The following is a 22,618-nucleotide window of genomic DNA, read 5'->3' on the forward strand; positions in this document are numbered from 1 at the left end:
CATGTTCGATCTGGACGAAGAAGTCAGCATTGATCTCACGCCGCTTGTGGACGTTATCATCGTATTGCTTTTTTTCTTTATTCTCACGGCCTCGTTCAGCAAGCCCATACTGGAAATTGTGCTGCCCAAGGCCGAAAATCCGGATCCGGGCTCAAGCCGGACCCCGGAGCTGGTCATTTCCATAAAGCAGGACGGCACCATACACCACGCGGGCCAGCAGGTCAGCAAGGATGCACTGCCCGCACTGCTGGAAACAATGCCCGAAGCCCTGCTGAACCTGCATGTGGACGAAAAGGCGCCCTTCAATGCCTTTGTGGGCGTGGTGGATCTGGCCAAGACCAAGAGAGGAGGCCGCTTTGTCATCAGCACCCAAGCGACATTGGCGTCCAAGCCATTATGACGCGGCTGCACAGACGCGCAGCCGCAATTACGCCCTGTGCATAACATCGGGCATCGTCGTGCTGGCGGTGCTGCTTATGTCCTTGTCAAAGCAGCCCCAGCGCCTGCTGCTTCCAGCGGCAGCGGCGGGGCCAGTGCCCCTGGCCATGCGGATAGAGTTTGTGCCGCCAGTTGCAGAGCCGGAGCCAAAGCCGGTCGATCGGCGCCTCATGGCCGACGACTCGCCCTTCAGCGCCGCCCTGCCGCCGCAGGCCGAGCCGGAACAGCCAAAAGAGACGCCCAAACCGGAAGAAACGCCCAGGGTCGCGGAGCAAAAACCCAAGGTTCAACCTCCGGCCCCCAAGCCCGCGCCGAGCAAGGCCGCACCGCAAAAGGCGCAGCCGTCCAGGCAGGAAAACGCTGTTCCCGGCCCGCGCAATCAGGAAGGACACCCTCAGGGCAGCCCGGACGGCGGCATTGCAGGCGGCGTACCGGGGGGCGTGCCCGGCGGTAGGGCCGGAGGCATGGATGGGGGCGTTGCGGGCGGCGTGCCCGCTTCCACCAGGAATATGGCCCTGAGCAGGATACTCAGCGCCGTGGAAAAACATAAAAACTACCCCAAGCACGCGCGCCGCAGCGGCGCTGAGGGGCTGGTCATCCTGCTGGTCAGCGTGAACGACCAGGGACGCATCACGGCCAGCACGCTGGACAAGCACTGCGGTCAGGCGGCATTGGACACGGCCACCAAGGAACTGGGGGAAAAGCTGATGGGATTGAACACCGGTGTTCAGGGCGCGGCTTTCAGCGTGCGCGTGCCGGTGGAATACAAGCTGAAGTAGGGCATTTCATGTGGCAGGCGCGCTGACGCCGCATGCGCCACTTCAGGAGCCGCGCGCAACAGCCCGGACTGCCAGCCGCAGGCACGCCCGCCTGGACGGCCGCATGCGGCCGCGCCTCAGCCTTCATCCACAAAATCGCGGCGGTTCACAATGGCCGGGGGCGTATCATCGCCCTTCGGCACTCGGTGTTTTTTGGCCGCGTGCGCGTCGCGCAGGACAATGCTTTTTTCCAGCCAGCCCTCCCACTGGGGCATGGTGTGGCGCATGTACAGCACAAAGAGCCGCCAGCGCATCATGACGTCGTCGGGCAGGATGTGCTCGAGCTTACAGGCCGTGTCAGCCGCCGTTTCTTCCGGCAGTTGCAGCACCGTGGAAAAGAATTCCCGCAAAACCATATTGCGATGGGCCAGGCGTTGCCCCGCCTGCAGGCCCTTTTGCGTCAGATTCACCAGGCTGTAGGGTTCATAGCTGATATAGCCGCGTTTGGCCAAGGATCGCAGGGCGTTCGTCACCGAAGGACGGGCGACCTTGGCCGCCTCTGCGATATCACTGGGACGACACGCGCCTGTGGCGAATTCCTGTTTGAAGATGATGGCCAGATAGTTTTCCAGGGCAGGAGAAAGGTCTTTTTCATCCTGAACCATTGAACCAGCTCCTTGCATTTTCAGCTCCATATGTGGACCGGATGGCGTGCACCACAAATATCAGAGAACACGTATGCCACCAAACCATTTTTTCTGCATATAGATTTGCAGCGTCCAGAGAGAAGAAACCAGGCCGCCGCACGCCATGCCAACATACGCCCCAATGGCTCCGAATCCCAGCCAGTGGGCAAGGCCGTACGCCAGCGGCACGGACACGCCCCAGGTCGTGAAGCAACTCACCCGGCAGGTGAAGCGTGTGGCTCCCGCGCCTGCCAGCACCGCGCTCAGCATCTGGCTCAAGCCCTGCAGGGGCAGCCCCAGGCAGGATATCCACAAAAATATTTTGGCCAGCTCAACCGTGCCGGGGTCCTGGGTAAAAAGCATGACAACGGGTTGACAGAAGAGGCATAGCACCAGCCCGGCCGCGGCCAGGGCCAAAGCCACCCACAGGCCATAGCGCATGCCAAGGACATACCCCTCACGCCCCATGCCCGCGCCCAGCAGATGCCCGCCAAGGATGGTCAGGGTCATGCCAAGCCCCGCCAGGGGGAAAAGCAGAAAGCCCAGAACGCGCATGCCAAGGGTCATGGCGGCAATGGAGTCCACAGCGTGCAGGGGCAGGCTGGAAACGCAGGCAAGGATGGCGATGCTGCCCGCATGCCCGGCCAGATTGCCAAGAGCCGCCGGAGCGCCCACGCGCCACAGCCGGGGCATGGCCAGCCGGTTCCAGCGCCAGGCGGCAAATGAAGACGCCCGCAGGATGCCCACGCGCATGGCCAGGATGATATTGCAGGCAAAGCCCGCCAGTGATGATAGGAACGTCGTCCAGGCCACGGCGGCGTAGCCAAGCTGCGGGAAACCCCACCAGCCAAGCCCCAGCCCCACGCTGCTGACAAACTTGATGGCCGTCACAAGGCACAGGGTGGCCGTGGGCAGCCAGACCATCTTGTGCGCGCGAAAAACGGAGTTCAGCATGACAAGGCTGTAGTAAAAGGGCAGTTGCGCCGCATAGGCAAAGGCAAAGGTGCGCACCATGGGCGCTATGGCCTGCGGCACCATATCCGTCATGGGCAGTGCCAGAAGCACGGCAAGCCCCAGCAGCGCAATGACGGAGCCAGTCGTGAAGGAAAGACAGACGATCAGGCCGGAATACCGACGGGCGCGCAGGATTTTGCCCGCGCCAAGGGACTGGCTGACCATGGCCATGCAGCCGCTGCCCACCACCGCCGTCAGCAGCATCAGAAAGGTGAGAATCTGCGAGGTGAAGCCCAGGGCGGCCAGGACGCCCTCGTTGAGCTGGCCCGCCACCCACAGATCGATCATGGACATGGCCATGTAGCAGAACATCAGACCCATCTGCGGGATGGTGAGAAGCGCTACTTCGCGGACGGAAACGGCCTTGGTTTCGGGCATGCGGCATAGTGCCGCACTGAATTCTTAATGTCAAATAAAGTTAGTTTAAAATAATTAATTTAGTGTTGTAATTTTATCCAGTAAAACTTAGAACTTCCGTTTGAAGCAGCCTCTTGGGGCAGCCCGTACCCCATACCTATCAATCCCGTGCCCATACCTGCCCGCCCATTCGCATATCGGTCGGTCCACTCCCATACCAGCCCGCCCTGTGCCCATACTGGCAACCCCCTCCCGTACCTGCCCGGTGTGCCCATACGACCAAGGCGATAAAGGTTTTAGGGGGTGGGGGCGTGGGGGAGGAGACCCTTTTGCAAAAGGGTCCCTCCCCCACAAGGCTTTGCAATGCCTTATGGGGAAGGGGCATTAGCGCGAGGTTTCCTGCCAGTCCGGCCCAAGCAACTGATCCAGCACATGCCCAAGGCCTTTGCGAACAGTTTCCCGTTCTTTTTTACCGTGTTTTACATCGCGTGACAGACTTACAAGCATGGCCGAACCCGTGAGCAGCACGCAGGCAATGTCGGCCCGAGCAGTCACATCCGCTCCACGCAGCCTTTCTTGCAGCGCCTTACGCTTTCTGTCGAAAAATGCAGAAATAATATCCGTAACTTCAGGATTCAGCGCCGAAAAAAGAATGATGCGGAACTCGTCCACCCAGGTGCTGTTGCCGCGCTCTCCTCCAAGCACTATGCTGTCCAGCGCCTTGTCCAGAGCGCCCCGTGCGCTTGTTCCGGACGTTTTGGCGAGTTCGTCCAGCGAGTCCACCACTGCCGCGAACAGCTTTTTTTTGGAGCCGAAATACCTGTTAATAAGCGTGACGTTCACCCCTGCCTTGGCCGCAATCTCTCGTGTGCCCACGCTTTCATAATGGCCTTTGGCAAAAAGACTGCGTGCGGCCAGCAATATGCGCTGCCGCGTCTGCTCCGCGTTGCGGCCCCGCATTCCCTGCCCTGTCGCTGGATGCGCCTGATCCGCAACACTGACAGAGGCAGGGGAACCTCCGTCATTTTTGACTGCATTGCTCATGGCATTCCCGTATGTTGCCAAGACGGCTGCGAGGGACACATATGGTCACAGCCGTGCCTGTTTTACCTCCGGTACATATACGCAAAAGCGCCCCCAACAAGCTGCGGGCGCGCTTCTGCAAGACATCCGGATCTGAAAAAATTATTTTTCCGGTGCGCAGCCGCCACGGCAAAGATGCTCGGTACCAAAAGCCGCCAGCCTGTTTTGGGCAAAAGCTTCGAGACAGGCTCCCACGCTGGGCAATCCCGCGTTATGATAGACGGCTATGCCTGCGGCCTGCATGGCCTGCAAGGGGCGCACGCCCATGCCCCCGGCCAGCAGCACCGTTACGCCCATGCTGGCCAGACCCTGCACAGGGCTGCTGCAGTCGCCGGGCAGATGCGCGGCATTGGCCCGAACAGTGACGTTTTTCACCTGGCCATCCTTGACCCAGGCCAGCGTATAGATGGAACATCGGCCAAAATGGACATGCGGCGCGGCCTCAAGCCCTCCGGGTTCCTGAGAGGGCACGGCCACCAGCACGCCCTCGGAGCCAGAAGGCGCCGTTTCGCCTTCCTGGGCGTCCATGGCGCACACGCCGCCCTCGATACGCAGGGCCAATCCGTCCACAAGGGCTTCGGCCACACAATGTCGCGCCCGGCGCAGCAGCCTGCCGAAGGTGTGTCGCGACACGCCCATACGGACAGCGGCCTCATCCATGTTCCGGCCTTCATAATCGGCCAGGCGCAAAGCCTCAAGGCCATCCAGCGTCAGAACTCTTTCGTCAATATCTGATAGTGGAACGCCCTTGGGCTTGAAATAGCTGGCTTTGGGAAGAGCGCTTACGCGCCTGCAATGACTGGGTCTTGGCATATTCTCACGCTGATACGATTTTATTATAACCTACGGCACTGAATGACGCACGTCAAGGGCATCGGCATCTGGCATTGGCTGCACTGCATGCACGTGACAACTACGTGATATTACATACCAACCGCACATACGGCCTGAAGGATAAAAGGCAATATGCGGAACCGGCGAAGGAAAACCGGTTCCGCATATGCATCGGATACGTGAATGCATCAGACAGGCGCGTCTGGCAAAACTCCGTTATCCGCCAAGGCTTTCCACCTGCTTCAAAAGCCCGAGCAGTCTGCGGGCCTCGGACGCGCCCGGTTCAGGCGGAAGCGGCATCAATATTCCCAGGCCTTCCATGACGTCATGAAAGACTTCTTCATCCATTTCAGTCACAACGGCGGTATGCATTCCGGCGTCAATCATCATAAGCTCCAGCACCCAGGCCCGCGCGAGATCGCCGAAAGGCGGGTCAAGGAGCGCCAGAACAGGGATATCGCGTCGCGCCGCTTCCTTGCACTGGTCGATAGTCGCCGTCATGCACACAGTGCAGCCGTCATGTTGCAGCTGCGCCACAAAATCCTCCCAGGCTTCGGGCCGGGATGTTTGCAGCAGGATACGCCTGTTCTTCATGGCCGCCCCTAGTGTGCGCCGCCGCCGCAGGTCTGGTCTGTGGAGAAGCGGTTGAGCTTGCCCGCGCAAAAAGCCTCGACCGCCTGCCCCACGGTGGGATAGTTGCCAGCGAAAAAGACCTCTATGTGCATCTGGTTAAAGCCCATGAGGGGGCGCATGCCCATGCCGCCAGCCAGCATGGCCGTAACGCCATGCCCGGCCAGATACTGCACGGGAGCCATGCAGCCGCCCTGCTGGTGCGGTATGGACGGCAGCGTACCCTGGGCCGTCACAGCGCCATTTTCAATTTCCACTACGGTGTAGATGTCGCAATGGCCAAAGTGCATGCCCATGCCCGCGTCCATACCGCCGGGAAGTTCGGAAGGAATGGCCAGAACTGTCTTGCTCATGATGATGTGTCCTATAACGTGTTGATGTTGGCCCGTCGGGCGGGCTTGTCAGCCATGGCGCGAATGCGCCGCCATATCTGCTCCAGTTCGCTTGCCAGGGGGGAATCCCTTTCGGTCAGGGCCTCGCCCCTGACCATGGCCTCCGTCACAAGGGGGCTGAAGGGCAGCCGCCCCGCCAGCGCGTGCCCGCGCCGGACGGCCTGTTCTTCGATGGCGCGGGCTTCGTCGCCGTTGAGGTCTGCCTTGTTGATGATCACCGCCACAGGAATGCGAAAATGCCCGCACAGATCCGCCACACGCTCGAAATCGTGCCGCCCCGACGGCGTGGGCTCCACCACGGCCACGGCCAGGGTGGCCCCCGACAGCGAACTGATCACCGGGCAACCTATGCCCGGCGAGCCGTCGCAAAGGATGAGCCCGCCCTCTTCGGCTGCGGCAATCTCGCGCGCCTTCTGCTTGAGAAGGCCCACCAGACGGCCCGAATTTTCCTGACCGGGCTCAAGCTGCGCGTGCACGAAAGTGCCAAAGCGCGTGCGGCTCAGATACCAGGTTCCACAATGCCGCTCGGGAAATTCAATGGCCCCGGCAGGGCACAGCTTGTGGCACACGCCGCAGCCCTCGCAGTCCAGCGCGTCTATGCTGAACACGCCATCCTTCAAATGCACGGCACCGAACTGGCAAAGCTCCATGCAGCGCCCGCACTGCGTGCAGGCGGCCTCGTCAATGATCGCCGTGTGACCCGAAATAAATGGCTGCTCCTGCTCGATGCGGGGATCAAAGATGATGTGCAGGTCGGGCACGTCAACATCCAGATCGCAGAGAACGGGATTCAGCCCCTCGCGGTGGGCCAGGGCAGCCAGGGAGGCGCACAGCGTCGTCTTGCCCGTGCCGCCCTTGCCGCTGATAACAACTATTTCACGCATGCCGTGCCTCCGCTGCGCCCTGCCCGTCGCAAAACCGCCCCGCGCGGGCCTGCTCCGCTGTTTCCGGCTGTCGCGCAGAGTCTGCCAGATCTGTCCAGGGCTGACCCCCAATCCACCGGCACAGCGCCTGTTGCAGACTTTCGAAACGCCCGCGCCACGCCTGGGCATTGGCGTCTGTTCCCGCTGGCGGCAGATTCCCGCGCGCGTAGCCCTCGGCGGCCTGAATATCAAAGGGCAACCGGGCAAGCAAAGGCAGGCCCTCCGCAGCGCAGTACCGCTCAAGGGCCGCATCGCCAGCTTCATTGCCGGGCATGCCCGCCCGGTTCATGACAACGGCCAGGGACAGGCCAAGCTTTTTGAAGGCCGCATGGGCCAGCTTGAAATCATACATGCCAAAGGGCGTGGACTCCGCCACCAGAACAAGTGCGTCCGCCATGCGGGCCGTGGTCATGGCCGGACAGCTCACGCCGGGGGGCGAATCGATGAGGATGTCCGGGCCGTCCGCCGCACCCTTGCGGGCGGTGGAGGCAAAAGCCCGCTCCAGGGCACGCAGCAGGGGGGGCGACATAGCCTCTCCCACACGGCTTTTTCCCATAAGCAGGACCTGCTCGCGGGCAGGATTCAGATTCCACCGCCCCCATTGCAGGCTGCCCAGTTCGCGTTGGCCCCTGTTCAGGGCAGCGGGCGCGCAAACCTCGAAACAGCCGCCGCAGCCATGGCACATGTCGGCGAAAATGGTGGGCTTTCCCCCCAGCATGGCAATGGCCTTGTAAGCGCACATGTCAGCGCATGCCCCACAGGCAGTGCATTTTTCCGCGTCAAGTTCGGGCACGGTCAGATACACGGCTTGGGCCGCGTCCAGATCAGGCTGCAAAAATAGATGCAGGTTCGGAGCCTCCACATCGGCGTCAACTATCAGGCAGGGCCGTGGCCAGACCACGGCCAGTGAAGCCGCCACCGTGGTCTTTCCCGCGCCTCCCTTGCCGCTGGCAAATGCTATACGCATGACAGCCTACTTGTTGGGCGCTGCGGCCGGACTGACGGAACCTTCGGTATAGCAGCGCACGGCTTCGCCCACGCTGCGGCCGTCCAGTTCCTGATATACCTGCATGCCAGCCGCCCGCAAAGCGGTGAAAGCCTTGGGGCCAACATAACCGCTGAGCACAGCGCCAACGCCCAGGGACGACAGGCGCTCGGCCGTCTGTATGCCCGCGCCTTGCGCCATGACCTGCGAGCTGCCATTATCGACATATTCCGTGGCCATACTTTCCGTATCCACCACCACGAAGCCTGCGGCACGGCCGAAACGCGGATCAACCTGGGAATCCAGACCCGGCCCTTCGCTTGAGACAGCGATTTTCATACATTCGCTCCTTTGCGCAGCCGAGGCCGCACCTTATATTTTGCTCATCAGTTTTGCTCAAATGAGCATAATCTTCAGCCGTCCAATGTCAAGACAAAGACACAAATTTTTGCCACGAAAAAAGGGCCGGTTTCGCGTACATGCGAAACCGGCTCTGTCCAAGGCGGAAATAAAGGTTTTGGAGGAATGGGAGGGCCGTTGGGGTGGAGCCCTTTGACACAAAGGCCCTTCCCCCACAAAGCAGTTCAAAATCCACCAACATCAAGGGGAGCACTGATTACAGAGCCTTCTGGAAACGCGCAGTTATTTCGTTTGGCAAGGCGCGATCTTTTTTTGAAGCAGGAGTGGACTTTTCCGTCCTCGACTGTTTCAAAAAAAGTGAAGCACGCCGCCAAACGGAATAAATCAGCGTTTCCCTAGAGTCCGAAACGCAATCCGGCGTACCCCACAACCCGGCTGGTATCGCCGGATGCGGCGGCAGAAGTGTCGTAGAGGCAAAGCTCTGCCCAGGGGTTGCCAAGGGCGCGCGCGGCAAACAGGGCCAGGGCCAGAGGGCCTACCCCGCACATGGTAATGCCCTCACGCTCCACAACGGCAAGCAGACCATCGGGATCACAGGCCAGGGCCTGCGTCAGAGCCAGCGCGTCCTTGTGCAGGGTCTGCTCCTGGTTCTGGTAGTGGTTCAAGTCCGAACTGACGATGATGCCCACATCCTGCCCTCTGGCGCTGAAATCCTGTATCACCTGCGCCAGGGCCAGCCCGGCGGCGCGCAGCGCATCGGGTCTGCGGGTTCCCACGCATACGGGCGCAATGGTGCGACGCACGGGCGATCCGTCCTCTCCGGCATCGATGCCGGGCAGACTTTGCAGAAAAGGCAGAATAACTTCGGCGGAATGCTCGACAAGATGGCTAAGCTCGTCCGGCAAAAAGCCGCCCGGAGCCCGAATAAGAGCCTGGGTCAGTTCTTCGTCCACCGGCATCGGGCCCAGCGGCGTCAGCCATTGGCCTTCGGCCCATACGCCCAGGGGCTTCCCCTGGCCCGTGTGGTTGGGAGACAGGACAAACAGCCGATGCGGCAGGCTGGCTCCTGTTGTGGAGTCGCCCCATGGGGCCGCCAGGGTGGCGCCAATGATGCGGCCGCAGTAAACATAGCCGGCATGAGGCAGTACGAGTCCCAGCAGGCGGGAACCGGCATCCTTCGAATGCTCGTCCGACAAGAAACCAGTAGAAACAGCTGACGCCATAAGCCATGCCTGAACTTCTTTTTTTAACTGATCAGCCTCGGCAGGATAAAAACGGCCTGCCGCAATGGGATGTCGTATACTCATGGCCGCCCCCGGAATATGGCATGTCTCGAGCAGATTAACTTTGAAATGCAACACATTTCAAAGTTTTCATTCAGCCGAAAAGTGTGATTCGCGGCTGAATCCACGCCACGTAGTGGCGCGCTGCACTTTCGTACAGCCTTAGAGCATTTACACTTTTTCAAAGGTAACATGCTCTAAAATAACACTGCGAACCCCACGCTACAGGCCTGACCGCTCTTGAGAGCCGCCTGCCTTTCCCAGCGGCTTTCTCGCGGCATCCCGCCTTTATTGCAGGCTGCGCGCCCATAAAATCCTGCGGATATTCAGGGCACATGCAAAACGCTTCGTGCAGGGTTCTCGCCTGTTTCGTCCTTTTGTTATTGGTTAGAGCAAGTTAACTTTTAAATTGCTCTGACGGCTGCGTGAGCAGACGTCCGCTACGAAGGCGTAAGCTCAGTTTATCTGCGCGGTTAAACGCCGAAGTGAGCGTGCTTTAAACTTTGAGAATGTACATTCTCAAAGTTAATCTGCTCTAGTCGAGACCACCCAACAGCGCGTAGTGGGTTTCCATATATTCAAGCAGCCCTTCACGGCCGCCTTCACGCCCCACGCCGCTGCCCTTGACGCCGCCAAAAGGCGTTTCCGCCGAGGCCAGCGCTGCGTCGTTGACACCCACCATGCCGTACTGGAGGCCCGCCCACAGTCGCCAGATACGGGCCATGTCGCGCGTGCAGACATAGGACGCGAGGCCGTATTCCGTATCATTGGCCAGGGCCACGGCCTCTTCCTCGTCCTCAAAGGACATGACGGCAGCCACAGGCCCGAATATTTCTTCACGGAAAATACGCATTTCGGGCGTTATGCCCGTCAGCAGCGAGGGTTCGTAAAAGTTGCCGCCCAAGCTGTGGGGCTGGCATCCTGCTATACGGCGGGCTCCCTTTTCAAGGGCGTCGTGCACAAGGGCGTCCACATGGGCCACGGCTTCGGCGTTGATGAGCGGCCCCATGGTGGTGTCGGGCTTGAGCCCGTCACCGACCTGAAGCTCCCGGATGCCTTGCAATAGACGGCGCACAAAGGCGTCGGACACGTCGCTGTGCACCAGAAAACGGTTGGCGCAGATGCAGGTTTGCCCCGCATTGCGGAACTTGCTGCCCATGCCCACACGCGCCGCCAGATCCAGATCCGCGTCGTCAAAAACAATGAAGGGCGCGTTGCCGCCCAACTCCAGCGACACCTTCTTCAAGGTGGGGGCGCACTGGGCGGCGAGAGTTCTGCCCACGGGCGTGGACCCGGTAAAGCTGAGTTTGCGTACCAGAGGACTTTCTGTAACCACGGAGCCGATGGCCCTGGCGCTGCCCGTGATCACGTTGAAAACCCCGGCGGGAATGCCCACCCGCATGGCCAGCTCGGCCATGGCCAAAGCGCTGTACGGCGTGGCGCTGGCGGGTTTGACAATGGCCGTGCATCCCGCCGCCAGGGCCGGAGCCACCTTGCGGGGAATCATGGACATGGGGAAGTTCCAGGGGGTAATGGCCACGGCAACGCCCAGGGGAGCGTGCCGGGTAAGCGCCTGCACGCCCTGCCGGAACTGGGGCACCACCTCGCCGCTCACGCGGCGGGCCTCTTCGGCATACCAGGGAAAATAGGAGGCCCCCTGAAGGATTTCCGCCCTGGCTTCAGCCAGGGGCTTGCCCTCTTCAAGAGTGAGCAGGCGGGCCAGGTCTTCAAGGTTGGCGCGTATGGCCTGCTCCCAGGCATGAAGGTAGGCTCCGCGCTCCTGAGGGGTTTTGTCCTTCCAGAGGGCAAAGGCGCTGTGAGCGGCTTCAACGGCAAGCCGGGCCTCGTCTGCGCCGCAGTTGGGCACAGTGCCAAGCAACTTGCCGTTGGCCGGATTGACGACATCCAGAACACTCTTGTCTGCCGCGTCGCGCCACTGCCCGTTGATGAGGCAGTGGGGACGGAACAGGCTTTTATCCTGCAATATTTGGTGCATAAGAACCCCTGTTGTGCGCGGGCAGGGGGTCAGAACAGTTGTCTGCCTCCCATCCAGTGGTGCTTGACGCGCCCGCGCAAGGTCTGCCCCAAAAAGGGCGAGTTCAGGCTTTTTGAATACATGGTTTGCCGTGAGGGCGTCCATTCTTCATCAGTATCAAACAAAAAGAAGTCCGCCGGATCGCCAGGGGCGAAGCCGTTCCAGGGCAGGCCAAAAATTTCAGCCGGACGGCGGCACCACAGGCGATGCACGTCGGATTCGGCCAAGATGCCCGCATCCACAAGCTTCCAGGTAAGGCCAAGAGCCAGATCAAGACCTGTGAAGCCGCAGGGGGCTCCGTCCAGGGTGCCGTCTTTTTCATGGGCCGCGTGCGGCGCGTGGTCGGTCACAAGAATGTCCACAATACCCGTTTTCACGGCTTCACGCAGCACTTCGCGGTCGTGCGCCGTGCGCAGCGGAGGGCTCACCTTGGCCTGCACACTATAGTTCTCCAGGGCTCTTTCGTCCAGCAACAGATAGTGCGGGCAGGTTTCTGCGCTGACCTTCACGCCGCGCTGCTTGGCCCAGCGTATGAGGTCTACGGTCAAGGCAGCGGAAACATGCGCGATATGCACAGGGATATCAAGATATTCTGCAAGCATGATGTCGCGGGCGGCCTGTATGGCCTCCCCGGAGGCCGGTTGCCCCTTGAGCCCCAGAAGGCCGCTGACATGCCCCTCGTGCATGATCCACCCGCGGCCCAGGTGCGGGTCCTCGCAGTGGTCGATGAGGATCAGACCGAGGTCTGCGGCGTATTCCATAATGCGGCGCACAAGCTCGGCGTTTTCCAGGGGGCGGCCGTCATTGGACACGGCCACGCAGCCCGCCTCCTTGAGTTCGGCCAGGGGGGCCATCATCTCGCCCTTGAGGCCGATGGTGGCCGCCGCGATGGGGAAAAGCCGGGGCCCGTGGGGGTGGCTTTGCCTCGCCCTGTCCAGCATGTGGCGGGTAACGCTGGCCGTATCATTGACCGGCTTGGTGTTGGCCATGCACATGACCGCGCCAAAGCCGCCCCGCAGTGCGGCTTCAAGCCCTGAAGCCACGTCTTCCTTATATTCAAAACCGGGTTCGCGCAGGTGAACATGCGCGTCAATAAGGCTTGGCATGAGCGCAAGGCCGCAAGCGTTAAAAATTTCGCACCCTTCGGGGGCCTCGTGATGGCCCGCCGGGGTCATTGTCATGATTTTATCGCCGTCCACCAGAAGGTCCACAGGGGCCTCAAGGTGACGGGCGTTTTTTATGCAAAGCCTCATGCGCGTCCTCCATCGTTGCGTGTGGCCAGAAGATAGAGCACGGCCATGCGCGTCGCCACGCCAGCGGCCACCTGGTTCAGCACCAGGCTGGCAGGAGCGTCGGCCATGTCGTCGGAAATTTCCAGTCCCCGGTTCATGGGCCCGGGATGCAGCACCTTGGCCCCTGGCCGGGCCATCTCCATATGTCTGAGGCCCAGGCAGAAGCGCCGCGAGTACTCGGCCAGATCGGGCAGAAGCCCGGCCTGCTGGCGTTCCAGCTGCAGGCGCAGGCACATGGTGGCGTCCACATCGCGCACGGCCTCTTCAAGATTTGTATACACTTCCACAGGCCAGTGGTCCACCCCGGCGGGCAGGAGAGTGCGGGGGGCGCAGACCCGCACGCGCACGCCAAGGCTGGTCAGCAGATGGATATTGGACCGCGCCACACGACTGTGGGCGATATCCCCAAGGATGAGCAGCGTGCGCCCTTCAAAGGCGTTATCCCATGCCTGACGCAGGCTGAAACAGTCCAGCAGGGCCTGCGTTGGGTGGGCATGCCAGCCGTCGCCGCCGTTGACCACGCCACAGGGCAGCAGTTCCGCGATATAGCGGGCAGCGCCGCTGCTGGAGTGGCGGATGACGATGACGTCGGGCGACATGGCCTGGAGCGTCAGGGCCGTGTCCTTGAGGCTTTCACCCTTGTTGAGGCTTGAACCGCTCTTGCCCAGAGAAAAGGTGTCCGCCGACAGACGCTTGCCCGCCACATCAAAGGACGTCTTGGTACGGGTGCTGTCTTCCACAAAAAAAAGCACCACAGTCTTGCCTTTGAGCGTGGGCACCTTCTTGACGGGTCGGGTGTTTATTTCCTGAAAGCTGGCGGCCAGATCCAGCAGATGCAGGGTGTCGGCCCTGCTCAACTGGGTTACATCCAGCAGATCCTTGTGTGACCAGTGGTAGCGGTTGTCGGTATTCATGGCAGTACTGTGTAAAAGGTAAAAAAAAACCCCGCTGATTTTTCAACGGGGAACGGCGGGAGAGGCTGCGGCCCTGACACGGAGCGATGTAAATTTTGAAAAATCATGCACACCGGGCACCGGCAAAGGCGCCCTCCCGAATATGCGGAGTACAGGAGCGGCAGACATCATGCCTGATTTGTAGTCGCGCCAAAGACCTTTGTAAAGTAAAAAGTCTGTTGACGCCTGCAGGGCCATTGTCTAGTTAGAGAAAGGCAATGCCGCCCCCAGGGCGGCGCAGTCCATGTGGCCGCCGGGCGGCACAACCATGCGACTGCCAGCCCGGACACGCTTTGGGCCGATGCCCGGCGCTTTTCGCCATTGTTTCCATCAGGCTCTTTTGTGGAGGATGTGACCAATGCTTTTGACTCTTGTGATCTATCTTGCATGTGGCGCTGTGACCGGGGTGCTGGCCGGACTGCTGGGCGTGGGCGGAGGCATTGTGCTGGTGCCCATGATGGTGGCCATATTTCCCTCTGTGGGCGTGCCTGCCGAATATGTGCAGCAAATGGCGCTGGGCACTTCCCTTGCCAGCATCATGATCACCTCCATTTCCAGCGCCCGCGCCCAGAACAAGCGCGGAGCCGTGCACTGGGACATCTTCCGCAACATTACGCCGGGCATCCTCGTTGGCACTTTTGTGGGCGGCCTTATCGCCACGCACATGCCCACGCTTGCCCTCAAGATCATCTTCATCTGTTTTCTGCTGATGGTGTCTGTCCAGATGCTCTCCGGCTACCGGCCTCCGGCCACCCGCAACATGCCCGGCTTTGTCGGCACGTCCGGCGTGGGCGTGGGCATAGGTCTTATTTCGAGCTTTGTGGGCATTGGCGGCGGCACGCTTTCCGTGCCTTTCATGTCGTCCTGCAACGTGCCCCTGCACCACGCCGTGGGCACCTCGGCGGCCATTGGTTTTCCCATTGCCGTGGCGGGAACGCTGGGCTTCATAGTGGGCGGATGGGGCCGACCGGATCTTCCCCCTATGGCTCTGGGCTTTGTAAACCTGTGGGCCTTGCTGGGCATAGCTTCGGCCAGTTTTCTCACTGCGCCCCTCGGCGTCAGGCTGTCGCACGCCCTGCCAGCCGACAAGCTTAAACGCGGCTTTGCCTGCTTTCTGGTTATCGTGGCCGTCAAAATGGCCTGGGGATTGCTGTAAACCGCAATTACTGACAAGATAGGAACATGAAACTCTATTCCTACAACCACAAACTGGCCGAATCAGTCTGGTGGAATCTCTTTCTGCTGACCCTGGGCGGTCTGCTTACAACTATCTGTATCCAGAGCGTTGCCGCCCCCCACGACTTTCTCGCGGGGGGCATCATGGGCGTGGCCCTGCTCACCAACTACTGGACAGGGACGCTCACCCCCCTTGTGTGGTACGCCCTGTTTTGCGCGCCCATTTACCTTTTCGGCTGGTTTGTTGTCGGAAAACGCTTTCTCCTCTACACGGCCTACGGCACCCTGTGCACGACGATCTTTGGCTTTTTCATCAATTTCACCATCCCGCTGCAAAGCGAACTGTATGCCGCCGTGGTGGGCGGCGTGCTGCACGGCACAGCAGGGGGACTGATGCTGCGGACCCTTGGCAGCGGCGGCGGCACGGACGTTATCGCCGTAGTGCTCAAGGACCGCTGGAATTTTTCCATCGGGCAGTTCAACGTCATTTTCAACGGCCTGCTTTTTCTGCTGGGCGCCTACCGCCTGCCCTTTGATCTTATCGTGGCCTCGATGATCATGATGTTCATTTCGTCCAACGCGCTTGAATACGTGCTGGGCATGTTCAACCGGCGCAAACTGGTCTTCATCATCTCCGATCACGGCGAGGAAATCAGCGAAGCCATACTGGTGACGGAACGCTTTGGCGCAACCATGTTGCGGGGCAAGGGGGCCTACTCCGGCTCCGACCGTGAAATACTGCTCACCGTCACCAACAACATCGCCCTCAAGCGACTGGAAAATCTGGTCTTCAGCATTGACCGCAACGCCCTTTTCATTGTTGAAAACACCTTTTACGTTTCCGGCGGGCAGTTCGCACGCAGGAGCAGGTAGGAGCAGCACAATGGCGCCAGCCGCATCCGCTCCCGGTTCCATCCCTGAAGGCAGGGCGCAGCAGGCGCTGGCCATCAGGGCCAGAAGCATCGTCACCCTGGCGGGCGAGGACCCGGCCAGAGGCGCGCGCCTGTTCGCCCCCCTGAAAAAAATCGACAATGCCGTGCTCATCGTGCGCGACGGCATGGTGGAAGAAGTACGCCCCTGGTCGGCAGGGGCGACGCCCACGGGCGCTCTGGTGCGCGATCTCGGCCCGGTGTGTCTGGCCCCAGCCTGCGTCAACGCCCACACCCATCTGGAGCTTTCCCACCTGGCGGGGCGCACCCGCTTGGGCAAGGGGTTCACGCCCTGGCTGCAAAGCCTTATTCCCCTGCTGCGCGAAGCCCCGAACCCGGAGGCGGCTGAAAATGCCTGCGCCCATATGGCGGGCACAGGAACCCTATACGCTGGCAATATCACCGGCTCCCTGCCCGGCGGCATGCTGCTGGCGGACGCCGCCTGCCGTGAAGCCGGGCTTGCCGTGAACCACTTTTGCGAATGGTTCGGCTTTGGCGCGCCCTTTGCCGACGGCCTGCGCCCCTGGCCGCCCCGCTGCCGCCAGGCGCTGGAAGACGATCCTTTTCTGGCCGCCCGCTGCGCCCCCGGGGGGCACGCCCTCTACTCCACCGGGCCGGACATCCTGCGCGCCGCCAAACAGGACTGCGCCCGCATGGGCCGTATTTTCAGCTTTCATCTGGCCGAATCGCCGGAGGAAACACAACTGCTCACCACGGGGGACGGTCCCCTGCGCCAGTGCTACGATTCAGTGGTGCTGCCTGCGGACTGGCAGGCTCCCGGCCTGCGCCCTCTGGCCTATGCCTTCAAGCTGGGGCTTCTGGATGCGGGAACCCTGGCCGTACACGGCACGCAACTGGACGCGCAGGAAGTGGAAGTGCTGGCCGCCAGCGGAGCGGCCCTGTGCCTGTGCCCGCGCTCGAACCGCAACCTTGGGCTTGGCGTGCCCCCTGTGCGCGACCTGCTTGAAAGCGGCTGCCTGCTCTGCCTCGGCACTGACGGCCTGACCAGCAACCGCGACCTTGACGTGCGGCAGGAAGCCGTATGGCTGCGGGAACATCTTGATGTTCCCCCCGAAGCCCTGGTGCGTCTCATGACCATTAACGGGGCGGCGGCCCTCAACATGCTCCAGAGCGGCGCGGGCCGTCTGGAACCGGGAAGTCCCGCGGACTTCTGCGTTCTGCCCGATGCCCTTACCTACTGAGTCCGCGCGAGTCCTGGCCGGACACATTGCCATGCGAGCATCACGAATTTTCGCCCCGTCACATACCCTGCCCTATATTTGTTGAACGACTCCAAATCCAATGACTGTGGGAACAAACAGGTTTTACCGCGTTTTTTGTCGCAACTTTTCCTCATTCCCGTTTTCGCGCGCCCACAGACGTTTTCATCGTCATCGGGGGGCGGGACGACAGCGCCGTTTTGCGAATTCCCACTTTTCAGGTCAATAAAGTTATTGTCATCATAAAATCTTGCTGGCAGTATTCGCGCATCCCAGATTTGTACGGTTACAACTCCTGGGGCCATTGCTGTGCAGTGGCCCCGGCGGTGTCTGCCGCCTGTCATCAACCTGCGCCAAGAAGGAAAAAATGAGCGAGGAATTACTGGACTGGAAAGAAGCCATGACCCGTGTGCTCGACAAACGTGACCTCTATGTCAAACTGTTGGGCAAGTTCATTGAGACGGAACGCGACACACCTGACAAGGTGGGCGTGGCCCTGAAAAACGGCAATGCGGAAGAAGCCCGGCAACTGGTGCACAACACCAAGGGAGTTGCCGCCAACCTTGGGGCCAAGGCCTTGGCCTCCGCTGCGCTGGAACTGGAAATGGCCATCAAGGCCGGGGCGGATACAAGCCGCGCCCTCAGCCATTTCAGCACCACCGTTATGGAAACCCTCGTGACCATGCACGCCTTCATGACCCAGTAGTTCCGGCGTAGACATCCCGACACGAAGCAAAGCCCGCTCCGCCGTTTTCGGCAGGAGCGGGCTTTTGTCATTCAGGCGCATTGGGGCGGATAACGCTTGCGGTGGCGCGGTGCCGAAAAGGCGCGTTCTCTGGAACCCCGCTGATACAAGAAAAGTTTTAGGGGGAGGGGGTGTGGGGGAGGATATCCTTTTACAAAAGGGCCCCTCCCCCACAAAGCTCTTCCAACCTCATAGTGCGCTTATTTCACAGCAAGGCGACCTAACTTTCTATCCTGAAAAAGCGCAGCCGCAGGGCGTTGGTCACCACAGACACGGAGGAGAGGGCCATGGCCGTGCCCGCTATCATGGGCGAAAGCATGGGGCCGCCGAAAACGTGCAGCAAGCCCGCCGCCACTGGCAGCCCAAGGACGTTGTAGCCAAAGGCCCAGAACAGATTTTGCCGGATATTGCGCATGGTGGCGCGCGAAAGCGCCAGGGCCGTCAAAACGGCTTCCATGCCGCCGCGCATGAGCACGATATCCCCGGCTTCGGCGCTGACGTCCACTCCCGTGCCCACGGCCATGCCCACATTGGCCAGGGCGAGGGCGGGCGCGTCGTTGATGCCGTCTCCCACCATACCGACCACATGCCCCTGTTCCTGCAGGCGGCGCACGTAATCGGCCTTTTCTGCGGGCAGAAGCCCGGCGGCCACTTCGTCCACGCCGACCTTGGCCGCGACGGCTCTGGCGGTGCGTTCATTGTCGCCCGTGAGCATGACCACGCGCACGCCCATCTGTTGCAGACGGGCCACCACAGAGGGCGATTCGGGGCGGATGGCGTCCGCCAGGGCCAGAATGCCCGCCAGACGGGCCTCCTCGCCACGGCCAAGGGCCAGCAGCAGGGGCGTCTGACCAGCCTCGGCCAGCACGGCCAGTTTGCCGGAGATATCGTCGGAAACCGCGAGGCCGTATTCCTTCATGAAGGCGCGGTTGCCCACGGCCACGTGACGGAGCACGTCAGCGCAAAAAACGTCGCCCGCTATGCCCATGCCGGGCGCGACAATCACTTCCTCAACGCGGCAGGCGGGCAGCTTGCGGTCGTGCCCGGCCTTGATCAGGGCCTGGGCCAGAGGATGTTCAGAACGGGCCTCAAGAGCGGCCGCAAGGGACAGCAGGCCGTTTTCATCCAGCCCCTGCGCGCCTTCCAGCAGGGTTACGCCCGTGAGCACGGGCTTGCCCGTGGTCAGGGTGCCGGTTTTGTCCACGGCAAGGACATTGATGTGTCCGGCCTGCTCAAGAGCCGCGCCGTTCTTGATAAGCACGCCAAGCTGCGCCCCGCGCCCCGTGCCCACCATGATGGACATGGGCGTCGCCAGCCCCATGGCGCAGGGGCAGGCCATGACCAGTACGGCCACAAAGACGGTGAGCGGCGTGGTGATTGGCTCGGAACTGAACACCAGCCAGGCCAGGGCGGCCAGCACGGCATAGAGCATGACGGCGGGCACGAAGTAGTAGCTGACGCGGTCCGCCAGGCGGGCGATGGGGGCCTTGCTGCCCTGCGCCTCGCGCACCAGACGGATGATGCGGGCAAGCCGCGTGTTGCGGCCCACGGCGTCGGCCCGCAGGGTGAGCGAACCTTCGCCATTGACGCTGCCCGCCACCAGCTTGTCGCCGGGGACGACGGCGACGGGAATGGATTCGCCCGTGAGCAGGGAAAGGTCCACGGCGCTTTTGCCCGTGAGCACTTCGCCGTCCACAGGCACACGCCCGCCGGGCCTGAGCAGCAGATGATCGCCAGCTTTCAGGGCCGACACCGCCACTTCCTGGGGCGGCAGGGCCTCGTTGTCCGGATCGAGCCGCAGGGCCGTTTCCGGCGTGAGGCTCATGAGCGCGCCCATGGCGTCGCCAGCCTTGCGCTTGGCCGTGGCTTCAAGAAACTGGCCCAGCTCTATCATGGTCAGCAGCACTGCCGCCGACTCATAATACAGGTTCATGGCCCGCGTCACAGGGTCAACGCCCATGAGGCCAAGAACGGTGTTCACCAGGCTGTAGATAAAGGCAGCGCCCGTGCCCACGGCCACAAGACTGTCCATGGCCGGAGCCTTGCGCAATAGCGCGCGGATGCCGTCCACATAAAAATGCCGTCCAAGCCAGACAATGGGCAGGCTCAGAAAAAGCTGTATGAGCATGAAGGTGCGCGGCGCGGCGTGCGGGTCCATCCAGTGCGGCAGGGTGAGGCCCATCATGTGCCCCATGGACACCACAAGCAGGGGCGCCGCAAAGCAGACCATGGGCACAAGACGGCCCAGGCGCTGGCGTGCATCCTTGAGCGCTTTGGCCTTGTTTTCGGCAAACTCGGCGGAGGCGTCGTCATCAACGGCAGGGGTGGCGCTGAAGCCCAGCGTGGCCACGCGATCCATGACCTCATGCTGCACAGCATCTTCATGGCCGGGGCTGGCCCACACCTCGGCCTTGGCGGTGGCAAGGTTGACGCTGATTTTCTCCACACCTTCCATACGGCCGACCACACGCTCGATGCGGGACGAGCAGGCCGCGCAGTGCATTCCCCCTATGTCGAATTTCAGGGGGCATGCCTCGTTGGCGGCGTCGTTTTGCGCATTGGCCTCGCTCATGTTTTTCCTCCGGCTTGTCATTTACCAGGGTGGCGCGTAAACTCGCGCTACGGTGAAATTGAAAATGGATTCCCAAGGAGGATACGATGAAAAGCCTGAAAGTCAATGGCATGCGTTGCGGGCACTGCAAGAGCGCGGTGGAAGAAGCCGCCGGCAAGATTCCCGGCGTGAAAAATCCGCTGGTGGATCTGGACGAAAAGGTTCTGCGCTACGAAGAAGACGGCCCGGTGGATATGGACGCCCTGCGCACGGCCATAAGCAACATCGGCTTCGATCCCGAATAGGCAGGCCTGCTCCGCGAGTATCCCGGCCCAGAACATCAGGGCCAACGCCTGGCGATCCAGAGAGAGCCATCGGCGCTGGCCCTTTCTTTATGGAGCCTGCAATGCCCCGGTATCTTGCCGTTTGGGCCCGAATGCCGTAGTGATAGAAGCCAATGTTTCATCTGGCCCGCAGACAACCCCACAGCACTATGCAGGCATATACAACGCTTTTTCTGAACCGCCTCCGGCGCAGGGGCAGACTCCTGGCAGACACGGGCCTTATGGGCCTGTTCCTGGGCTGCGTCCTTTTGTGTCTTGCGGGCACGGCCCTGGCGCAGGAGGGCTTTCCCCTGGATTTTACCGTGATCCGCCTGGGCGAAGGCCCGCGCACCGTGCTGGTGGTGGGGGGCATTCAGGGCGATGAACCGGGGGGCTTTTCCGCCGCCACACTGCTGACCACCCATTACCGCATGGAAAACGGCAGTGTGTGGGTGGTGCCCAATCTGAATTTTCCTAGTATTATCAAACGGTCGCGTGGCCTGCATGGGGATATGAACCGCAAGTTCGCCCGTCTTGACGCAACAGACCCCGAATTTGCCACAGTGCGCCGCATTCAGGATCTCATAGACCACCCCCAGGTGGGCCTTGTGCTCAATCTGCATGACGGCAGCGGCTACTATCGCCACACGTACGAGGACAAACTGCGCAATCCCGCCCGCTGGGGGCAGTCGGTCATCATTGACCAGACGGAACTGCCGGGAGTTTTCATGGGCGCGCTGGAAGCCGAGGCCGACAAAGCCGCGAACGCCGCCAACAAGGCGCTCATGCAGGCGGGGCACCGTCTGCACGTCCATAACACCAATACCGCCGCTGGCGACCACGAGATGGAAAAGAGCCTTTCCTACTACGCCGTGCGCCGGGGCAAGGCCGCCTTCGGCCTTGAGGCCAGCAAGGAATTTCCCGTCGAACTGCGCGCCTATTATCATTTATTGATGATAGAATCCTTTCTGCGGCAGGCGGGCGTGGACTTCAACCGCGCCTTTGCCCTTACGCCAGAAGGGGTACGCGGAGCGCTGCAGGACAACCTTGCCGTCTCTTTTGCCGACAACCGCGTCTTTCTTCCGCTTGAAGACGCCCGCCCGGCCATCAACTATCTGCCCCTGCCCAGAAGCGGCCCGGCCCAGGCCGTGCCCACCAAGCCGATTATGGCGGTGCTGCCCTGCGCCCAGGGCGGCGAAGGACAGCTGTGCGTGCATTACGGCAACCGCATGCTGACGCTCATCCGGCCCGAATGGCGTGAAGTGGACAACAGCCTTGACGCTGTGTCCGTAAAAGCGGACGGCCAGGACAAGACAGTTTCCTTCGGGCAGGTGCTGTATGTTGCCGACTCCTTCAAGGTTCACCCTCTGGACGGCTACAGGGTCAATGCCATTGGCTTTGACAACGGCCAGCCCGACGAGGCTGGCGTGGAACTGCGCCTCAAGGACTTCATGCCGCGCTTTTCTGTGGACAGGCAGGGCAGGCTGTTCCGGGTCGAGGTTTACCGCAAGCAACTTTTCAGCGGCATGTTTCTGGTGTATTTTGATAATGGCAGGCAAAACAGCCCCAACAGGCCACGTATGACCCGTAACGCTGACGCCCTGCCCGACCGGCCCGGCCCGGAATCGTCCATGGGCTTCTGAGAACGAGA

The 22,618-nt window shown here is 61.4% G+C and carries 22 protein-coding genes; 8 read left to right on the forward strand and 14 right to left on the reverse strand.

The genetic code is table 11. The annotated features are described in order from the left end of the window. The first annotated feature begins 1 nt into the window (after nt 1). Together DESU86_RS03915 and DESU86_RS03920 are read left to right on the forward strand one after the other, a co-directional pair. Nucleotides 2-400 carry an ExbD/TolR family protein gene (locus DESU86_RS03915; protein WP_179979853.1) on the forward strand — a complete coding sequence of 133 codons (399 nt, stop codon included), beginning with the start codon at nt 2-4 and terminating at the stop codon, nt 398-400. After that, complete coding sequence (locus tag DESU86_RS03920) at nt 357-1,217, forward strand: energy transducer TonB family protein (protein WP_179979854.1); 861 nt, start codon at nt 357-359, stop codon at nt 1,215-1,217. The genes DESU86_RS03915 and DESU86_RS03920 overlap by 44 nt, the downstream gene beginning before the upstream one ends. 116 nt (nt 1,218-1,333) lie before the next feature. Here DESU86_RS03920 and DESU86_RS03925 read toward each other — a convergent pair whose 3' ends face one another. The 13 genes from DESU86_RS03925 to DESU86_RS03985 form a co-directional block, all read right to left on the reverse strand. Continuing rightward, the gene (locus DESU86_RS03925; RefSeq protein WP_179979855.1) at nt 1,334-1,861 is read right to left on the reverse strand and encodes a metal-dependent transcriptional regulator; all 528 of its coding nucleotides are present in this window, start codon (nt 1,859-1,861) and stop codon (nt 1,334-1,336) included. Between the two features lie 60 nt (nt 1,862-1,921). Continuing rightward, entirely contained in the window at nt 1,922-3,274 is a 1,353-nt protein-coding gene (locus tag DESU86_RS03930) for an MATE family efflux transporter (protein ID WP_179979856.1), read from the reverse strand. 363 nt (nt 3,275-3,637) lie between these two features. Further along, on the reverse strand, nt 3,638-4,297 hold the full coding sequence (locus DESU86_RS03935; RefSeq protein ID WP_197957535.1) for a TetR/AcrR family transcriptional regulator: 660 nt from the start codon (nt 4,295-4,297) through the stop codon (nt 3,638-3,640). A gap of 141 nt (nt 4,298-4,438) precedes the next feature. Continuing rightward, nucleotides 4,439-5,149 carry a DUF134 domain-containing protein gene (locus DESU86_RS03940; protein ID WP_179979857.1) on the reverse strand — a complete coding sequence of 237 codons (711 nt, stop codon included), beginning with the start codon at nt 5,147-5,149 and terminating at the stop codon, nt 4,439-4,441. Nucleotides 5,150-5,386: 237 nt separating this feature from the next. Beyond that, nucleotides 5,387-5,764 carry a response regulator receiver protein gene (locus DESU86_RS03945; protein ID WP_179979858.1) on the reverse strand — a complete coding sequence of 126 codons (378 nt, stop codon included), beginning with the start codon at nt 5,762-5,764 and terminating at the stop codon, nt 5,387-5,389. Nucleotides 5,765-5,772: 8 nt separating this feature from the next. After that, nucleotides 5,773-6,153, reverse strand: coding sequence for a NifB/NifX family molybdenum-iron cluster-binding protein (locus DESU86_RS03950; RefSeq protein WP_179979859.1), 381 nt, complete (start codon nt 6,151-6,153; stop codon nt 5,773-5,775). An 11-nt stretch (nt 6,154-6,164) separates the two neighbouring features. Then, a complete protein-coding gene (locus tag DESU86_RS03955; RefSeq protein WP_179979860.1) occupies nt 6,165-7,076 on the reverse strand; it encodes an ATP-binding protein in 912 nt (303 codons plus the stop codon). Beyond that, nucleotides 7,069-8,082 carry a nucleotide-binding protein gene (locus DESU86_RS03960; RefSeq protein WP_179979861.1) on the reverse strand — a complete coding sequence of 338 codons (1,014 nt, stop codon included), beginning with the start codon at nt 8,080-8,082 and terminating at the stop codon, nt 7,069-7,071. The genes DESU86_RS03955 and DESU86_RS03960 overlap by 8 nt, the downstream gene beginning before the upstream one ends. A 6-nt stretch (nt 8,083-8,088) precedes the next feature. Beyond that, nucleotides 8,089-8,439 (reverse strand): NifB/NifX family molybdenum-iron cluster-binding protein, encoded by a 351-nt coding sequence (locus DESU86_RS03965; RefSeq protein WP_179979862.1) that lies wholly within the window; start codon nt 8,437-8,439, stop codon nt 8,089-8,091. A gap of 416 nt (nt 8,440-8,855) precedes the next feature. After that, a complete protein-coding gene (gene amrB, locus DESU86_RS03970; RefSeq protein WP_179979863.1) occupies nt 8,856-9,767 on the reverse strand; it encodes an AmmeMemoRadiSam system protein B in 912 nt (303 codons plus the stop codon). Between the two features lie 511 nt (nt 9,768-10,278). Continuing rightward, the gene (locus tag DESU86_RS03975) at nt 10,279-11,739 is read right to left on the reverse strand and encodes an NAD-dependent succinate-semialdehyde dehydrogenase (protein WP_179979864.1); all 1,461 of its coding nucleotides are present in this window, start codon (nt 11,737-11,739) and stop codon (nt 10,279-10,281) included. A 29-nt stretch (nt 11,740-11,768) separates the two neighbouring features. Further along, nucleotides 11,769-13,031, reverse strand: a complete 1,263-nt coding sequence (locus DESU86_RS03980) for a dihydroorotase (protein ID WP_179979865.1) — start codon at nt 13,029-13,031, stop codon at nt 11,769-11,771. Beyond that, the gene (locus tag DESU86_RS03985) at nt 13,028-13,984 is read right to left on the reverse strand and encodes an aspartate carbamoyltransferase catalytic subunit (protein ID WP_179979866.1); all 957 of its coding nucleotides are present in this window, start codon (nt 13,982-13,984) and stop codon (nt 13,028-13,030) included. The genes DESU86_RS03980 and DESU86_RS03985 overlap by 4 nt, the downstream gene beginning before the upstream one ends. A gap of 397 nt (nt 13,985-14,381) precedes the next feature. Between DESU86_RS03985 and DESU86_RS03990 the strand changes: the two genes are divergently transcribed. The 4 genes from DESU86_RS03990 to DESU86_RS04005 all read left to right on the forward strand — a co-directional run bounded on the left by DESU86_RS03990 (nt 14,382) and on the right by DESU86_RS04005 (nt 18,054). Beyond that, nucleotides 14,382-15,179: a sulfite exporter TauE/SafE family protein gene (locus DESU86_RS03990; protein ID WP_179979867.1), complete on the forward strand. Its 798-nt coding sequence runs from the start codon at nt 14,382-14,384 to the stop codon at nt 15,177-15,179. A gap of 26 nt (nt 15,180-15,205) precedes the next feature. Further along, on the forward strand, nt 15,206-16,072 hold the full coding sequence (locus DESU86_RS03995; protein WP_179979868.1) for a YitT family protein: 867 nt from the start codon (nt 15,206-15,208) through the stop codon (nt 16,070-16,072). Nucleotides 16,073-16,082: 10 nt separating this feature from the next. Then, nucleotides 16,083-17,330 (forward strand): amidohydrolase family protein, encoded by a 1,248-nt coding sequence (locus DESU86_RS04000; RefSeq protein ID WP_179979869.1) that lies wholly within the window; start codon nt 16,083-16,085, stop codon nt 17,328-17,330. 385 nt (nt 17,331-17,715) lie between these two features. After that, nucleotides 17,716-18,054 carry an Hpt domain-containing protein gene (locus tag DESU86_RS04005; RefSeq protein WP_179979870.1) on the forward strand — a complete coding sequence of 113 codons (339 nt, stop codon included), beginning with the start codon at nt 17,716-17,718 and terminating at the stop codon, nt 18,052-18,054. A gap of 259 nt (nt 18,055-18,313) precedes the next feature. Here DESU86_RS04005 and DESU86_RS04010 read toward each other — a convergent pair whose 3' ends face one another. Then, nucleotides 18,314-20,665: a heavy metal translocating P-type ATPase gene (locus DESU86_RS04010; protein ID WP_179979871.1), complete on the reverse strand. Its 2,352-nt coding sequence runs from the start codon at nt 20,663-20,665 to the stop codon at nt 18,314-18,316. An 86-nt stretch (nt 20,666-20,751) separates the two neighbouring features. Between DESU86_RS04010 and DESU86_RS04015 the strand changes: the two genes are divergently transcribed. Next, nucleotides 20,752-20,949, forward strand: a complete 198-nt coding sequence (locus DESU86_RS04015; protein ID WP_179979872.1) for a heavy-metal-associated domain-containing protein — start codon at nt 20,752-20,754, stop codon at nt 20,947-20,949. Nucleotides 20,950-21,137: 188 nt separating this feature from the next. Next, nucleotides 21,138-22,610, forward strand: a complete 1,473-nt coding sequence (locus tag DESU86_RS04020; protein ID WP_179979873.1) for a M14 family metallopeptidase — start codon at nt 21,138-21,140, stop codon at nt 22,608-22,610. Nucleotides 22,611-22,618 lie beyond the last annotated feature (8 nt).

Origin of the sequence: Desulfovibrio sp. 86 (genome assembly GCF_902702915.1) — a bacterium.
Taxonomy (GTDB): Bacteria; Desulfobacterota; Desulfovibrionia; order Desulfovibrionales; family Desulfovibrionaceae; genus Desulfovibrio.

What these genes read in the sequence shown, in the direction of transcription:
- DESU86_RS03915 (WP_179979853.1), top strand. Translation starts at nt 2, where the DNA reads ATGTTCGATCTGGACGAAGAAGTCAGCATTGATCTCACGCCGCTTGTG.
- DESU86_RS03925 (WP_179979855.1), bottom strand. Translation starts at nt 1,861, where the DNA reads ATGGTTCAGGATGAAAAAGACCTTTCTCCTGCCCTGGAAAACTATCTG.
- DESU86_RS03930 (WP_179979856.1), bottom strand. Translation starts at nt 3,274, where the DNA reads ATGCCCGAAACCAAGGCCGTTTCCGTCCGCGAAGTAGCGCTTCTCACC.
- DESU86_RS03935 (WP_197957535.1), bottom strand. Translation starts at nt 4,297, where the DNA reads ATGAGCAATGCAGTCAAAAATGACGGAGGTTCCCCTGCCTCTGTCAGT.
- DESU86_RS03940 (WP_179979857.1), bottom strand. Translation starts at nt 5,149, where the DNA reads ATGCCAAGACCCAGTCATTGCAGGCGCGTAAGCGCTCTTCCCAAAGCC.
- DESU86_RS03945 (WP_179979858.1), bottom strand. Translation starts at nt 5,764, where the DNA reads ATGAAGAACAGGCGTATCCTGCTGCAAACATCCCGGCCCGAAGCCTGG.
- DESU86_RS03950 (WP_179979859.1), bottom strand. Translation starts at nt 6,153, where the DNA reads ATGAGCAAGACAGTTCTGGCCATTCCTTCCGAACTTCCCGGCGGTATG.
- DESU86_RS03955 (WP_179979860.1), bottom strand. Translation starts at nt 7,076, where the DNA reads ATGCGTGAAATAGTTGTTATCAGCGGCAAGGGCGGCACGGGCAAGACG.
- DESU86_RS03960 (WP_179979861.1), bottom strand. Translation starts at nt 8,082, where the DNA reads ATGCGTATAGCATTTGCCAGCGGCAAGGGAGGCGCGGGAAAGACCACG.
- DESU86_RS03965 (WP_179979862.1), bottom strand. Translation starts at nt 8,439, where the DNA reads ATGAAAATCGCTGTCTCAAGCGAAGGGCCGGGTCTGGATTCCCAGGTT.
- amrB (WP_179979863.1), bottom strand. Translation starts at nt 9,767, where the DNA reads ATGAGTATACGACATCCCATTGCGGCAGGCCGTTTTTATCCTGCCGAG.
- DESU86_RS03975 (WP_179979864.1), bottom strand. Translation starts at nt 11,739, where the DNA reads ATGCACCAAATATTGCAGGATAAAAGCCTGTTCCGTCCCCACTGCCTC.
- DESU86_RS03980 (WP_179979865.1), bottom strand. Translation starts at nt 13,031, where the DNA reads ATGAGGCTTTGCATAAAAAACGCCCGTCACCTTGAGGCCCCTGTGGAC.
- DESU86_RS03985 (WP_179979866.1), bottom strand. Translation starts at nt 13,984, where the DNA reads ATGAATACCGACAACCGCTACCACTGGTCACACAAGGATCTGCTGGAT.
- DESU86_RS03990 (WP_179979867.1), top strand. Translation starts at nt 14,382, where the DNA reads ATGCTTTTGACTCTTGTGATCTATCTTGCATGTGGCGCTGTGACCGGG.
- DESU86_RS03995 (WP_179979868.1), top strand. Translation starts at nt 15,206, where the DNA reads ATGAAACTCTATTCCTACAACCACAAACTGGCCGAATCAGTCTGGTGG.
- DESU86_RS04000 (WP_179979869.1), top strand. Translation starts at nt 16,083, where the DNA reads ATGGCGCCAGCCGCATCCGCTCCCGGTTCCATCCCTGAAGGCAGGGCG.
- DESU86_RS04005 (WP_179979870.1), top strand. Translation starts at nt 17,716, where the DNA reads ATGAGCGAGGAATTACTGGACTGGAAAGAAGCCATGACCCGTGTGCTC.
- DESU86_RS04010 (WP_179979871.1), bottom strand. Translation starts at nt 20,665, where the DNA reads ATGAGCGAGGCCAATGCGCAAAACGACGCCGCCAACGAGGCATGCCCC.
- DESU86_RS04015 (WP_179979872.1), top strand. Translation starts at nt 20,752, where the DNA reads ATGAAAAGCCTGAAAGTCAATGGCATGCGTTGCGGGCACTGCAAGAGC.
- DESU86_RS04020 (WP_179979873.1), top strand. Translation starts at nt 21,138, where the DNA reads ATGCAGGCATATACAACGCTTTTTCTGAACCGCCTCCGGCGCAGGGGC.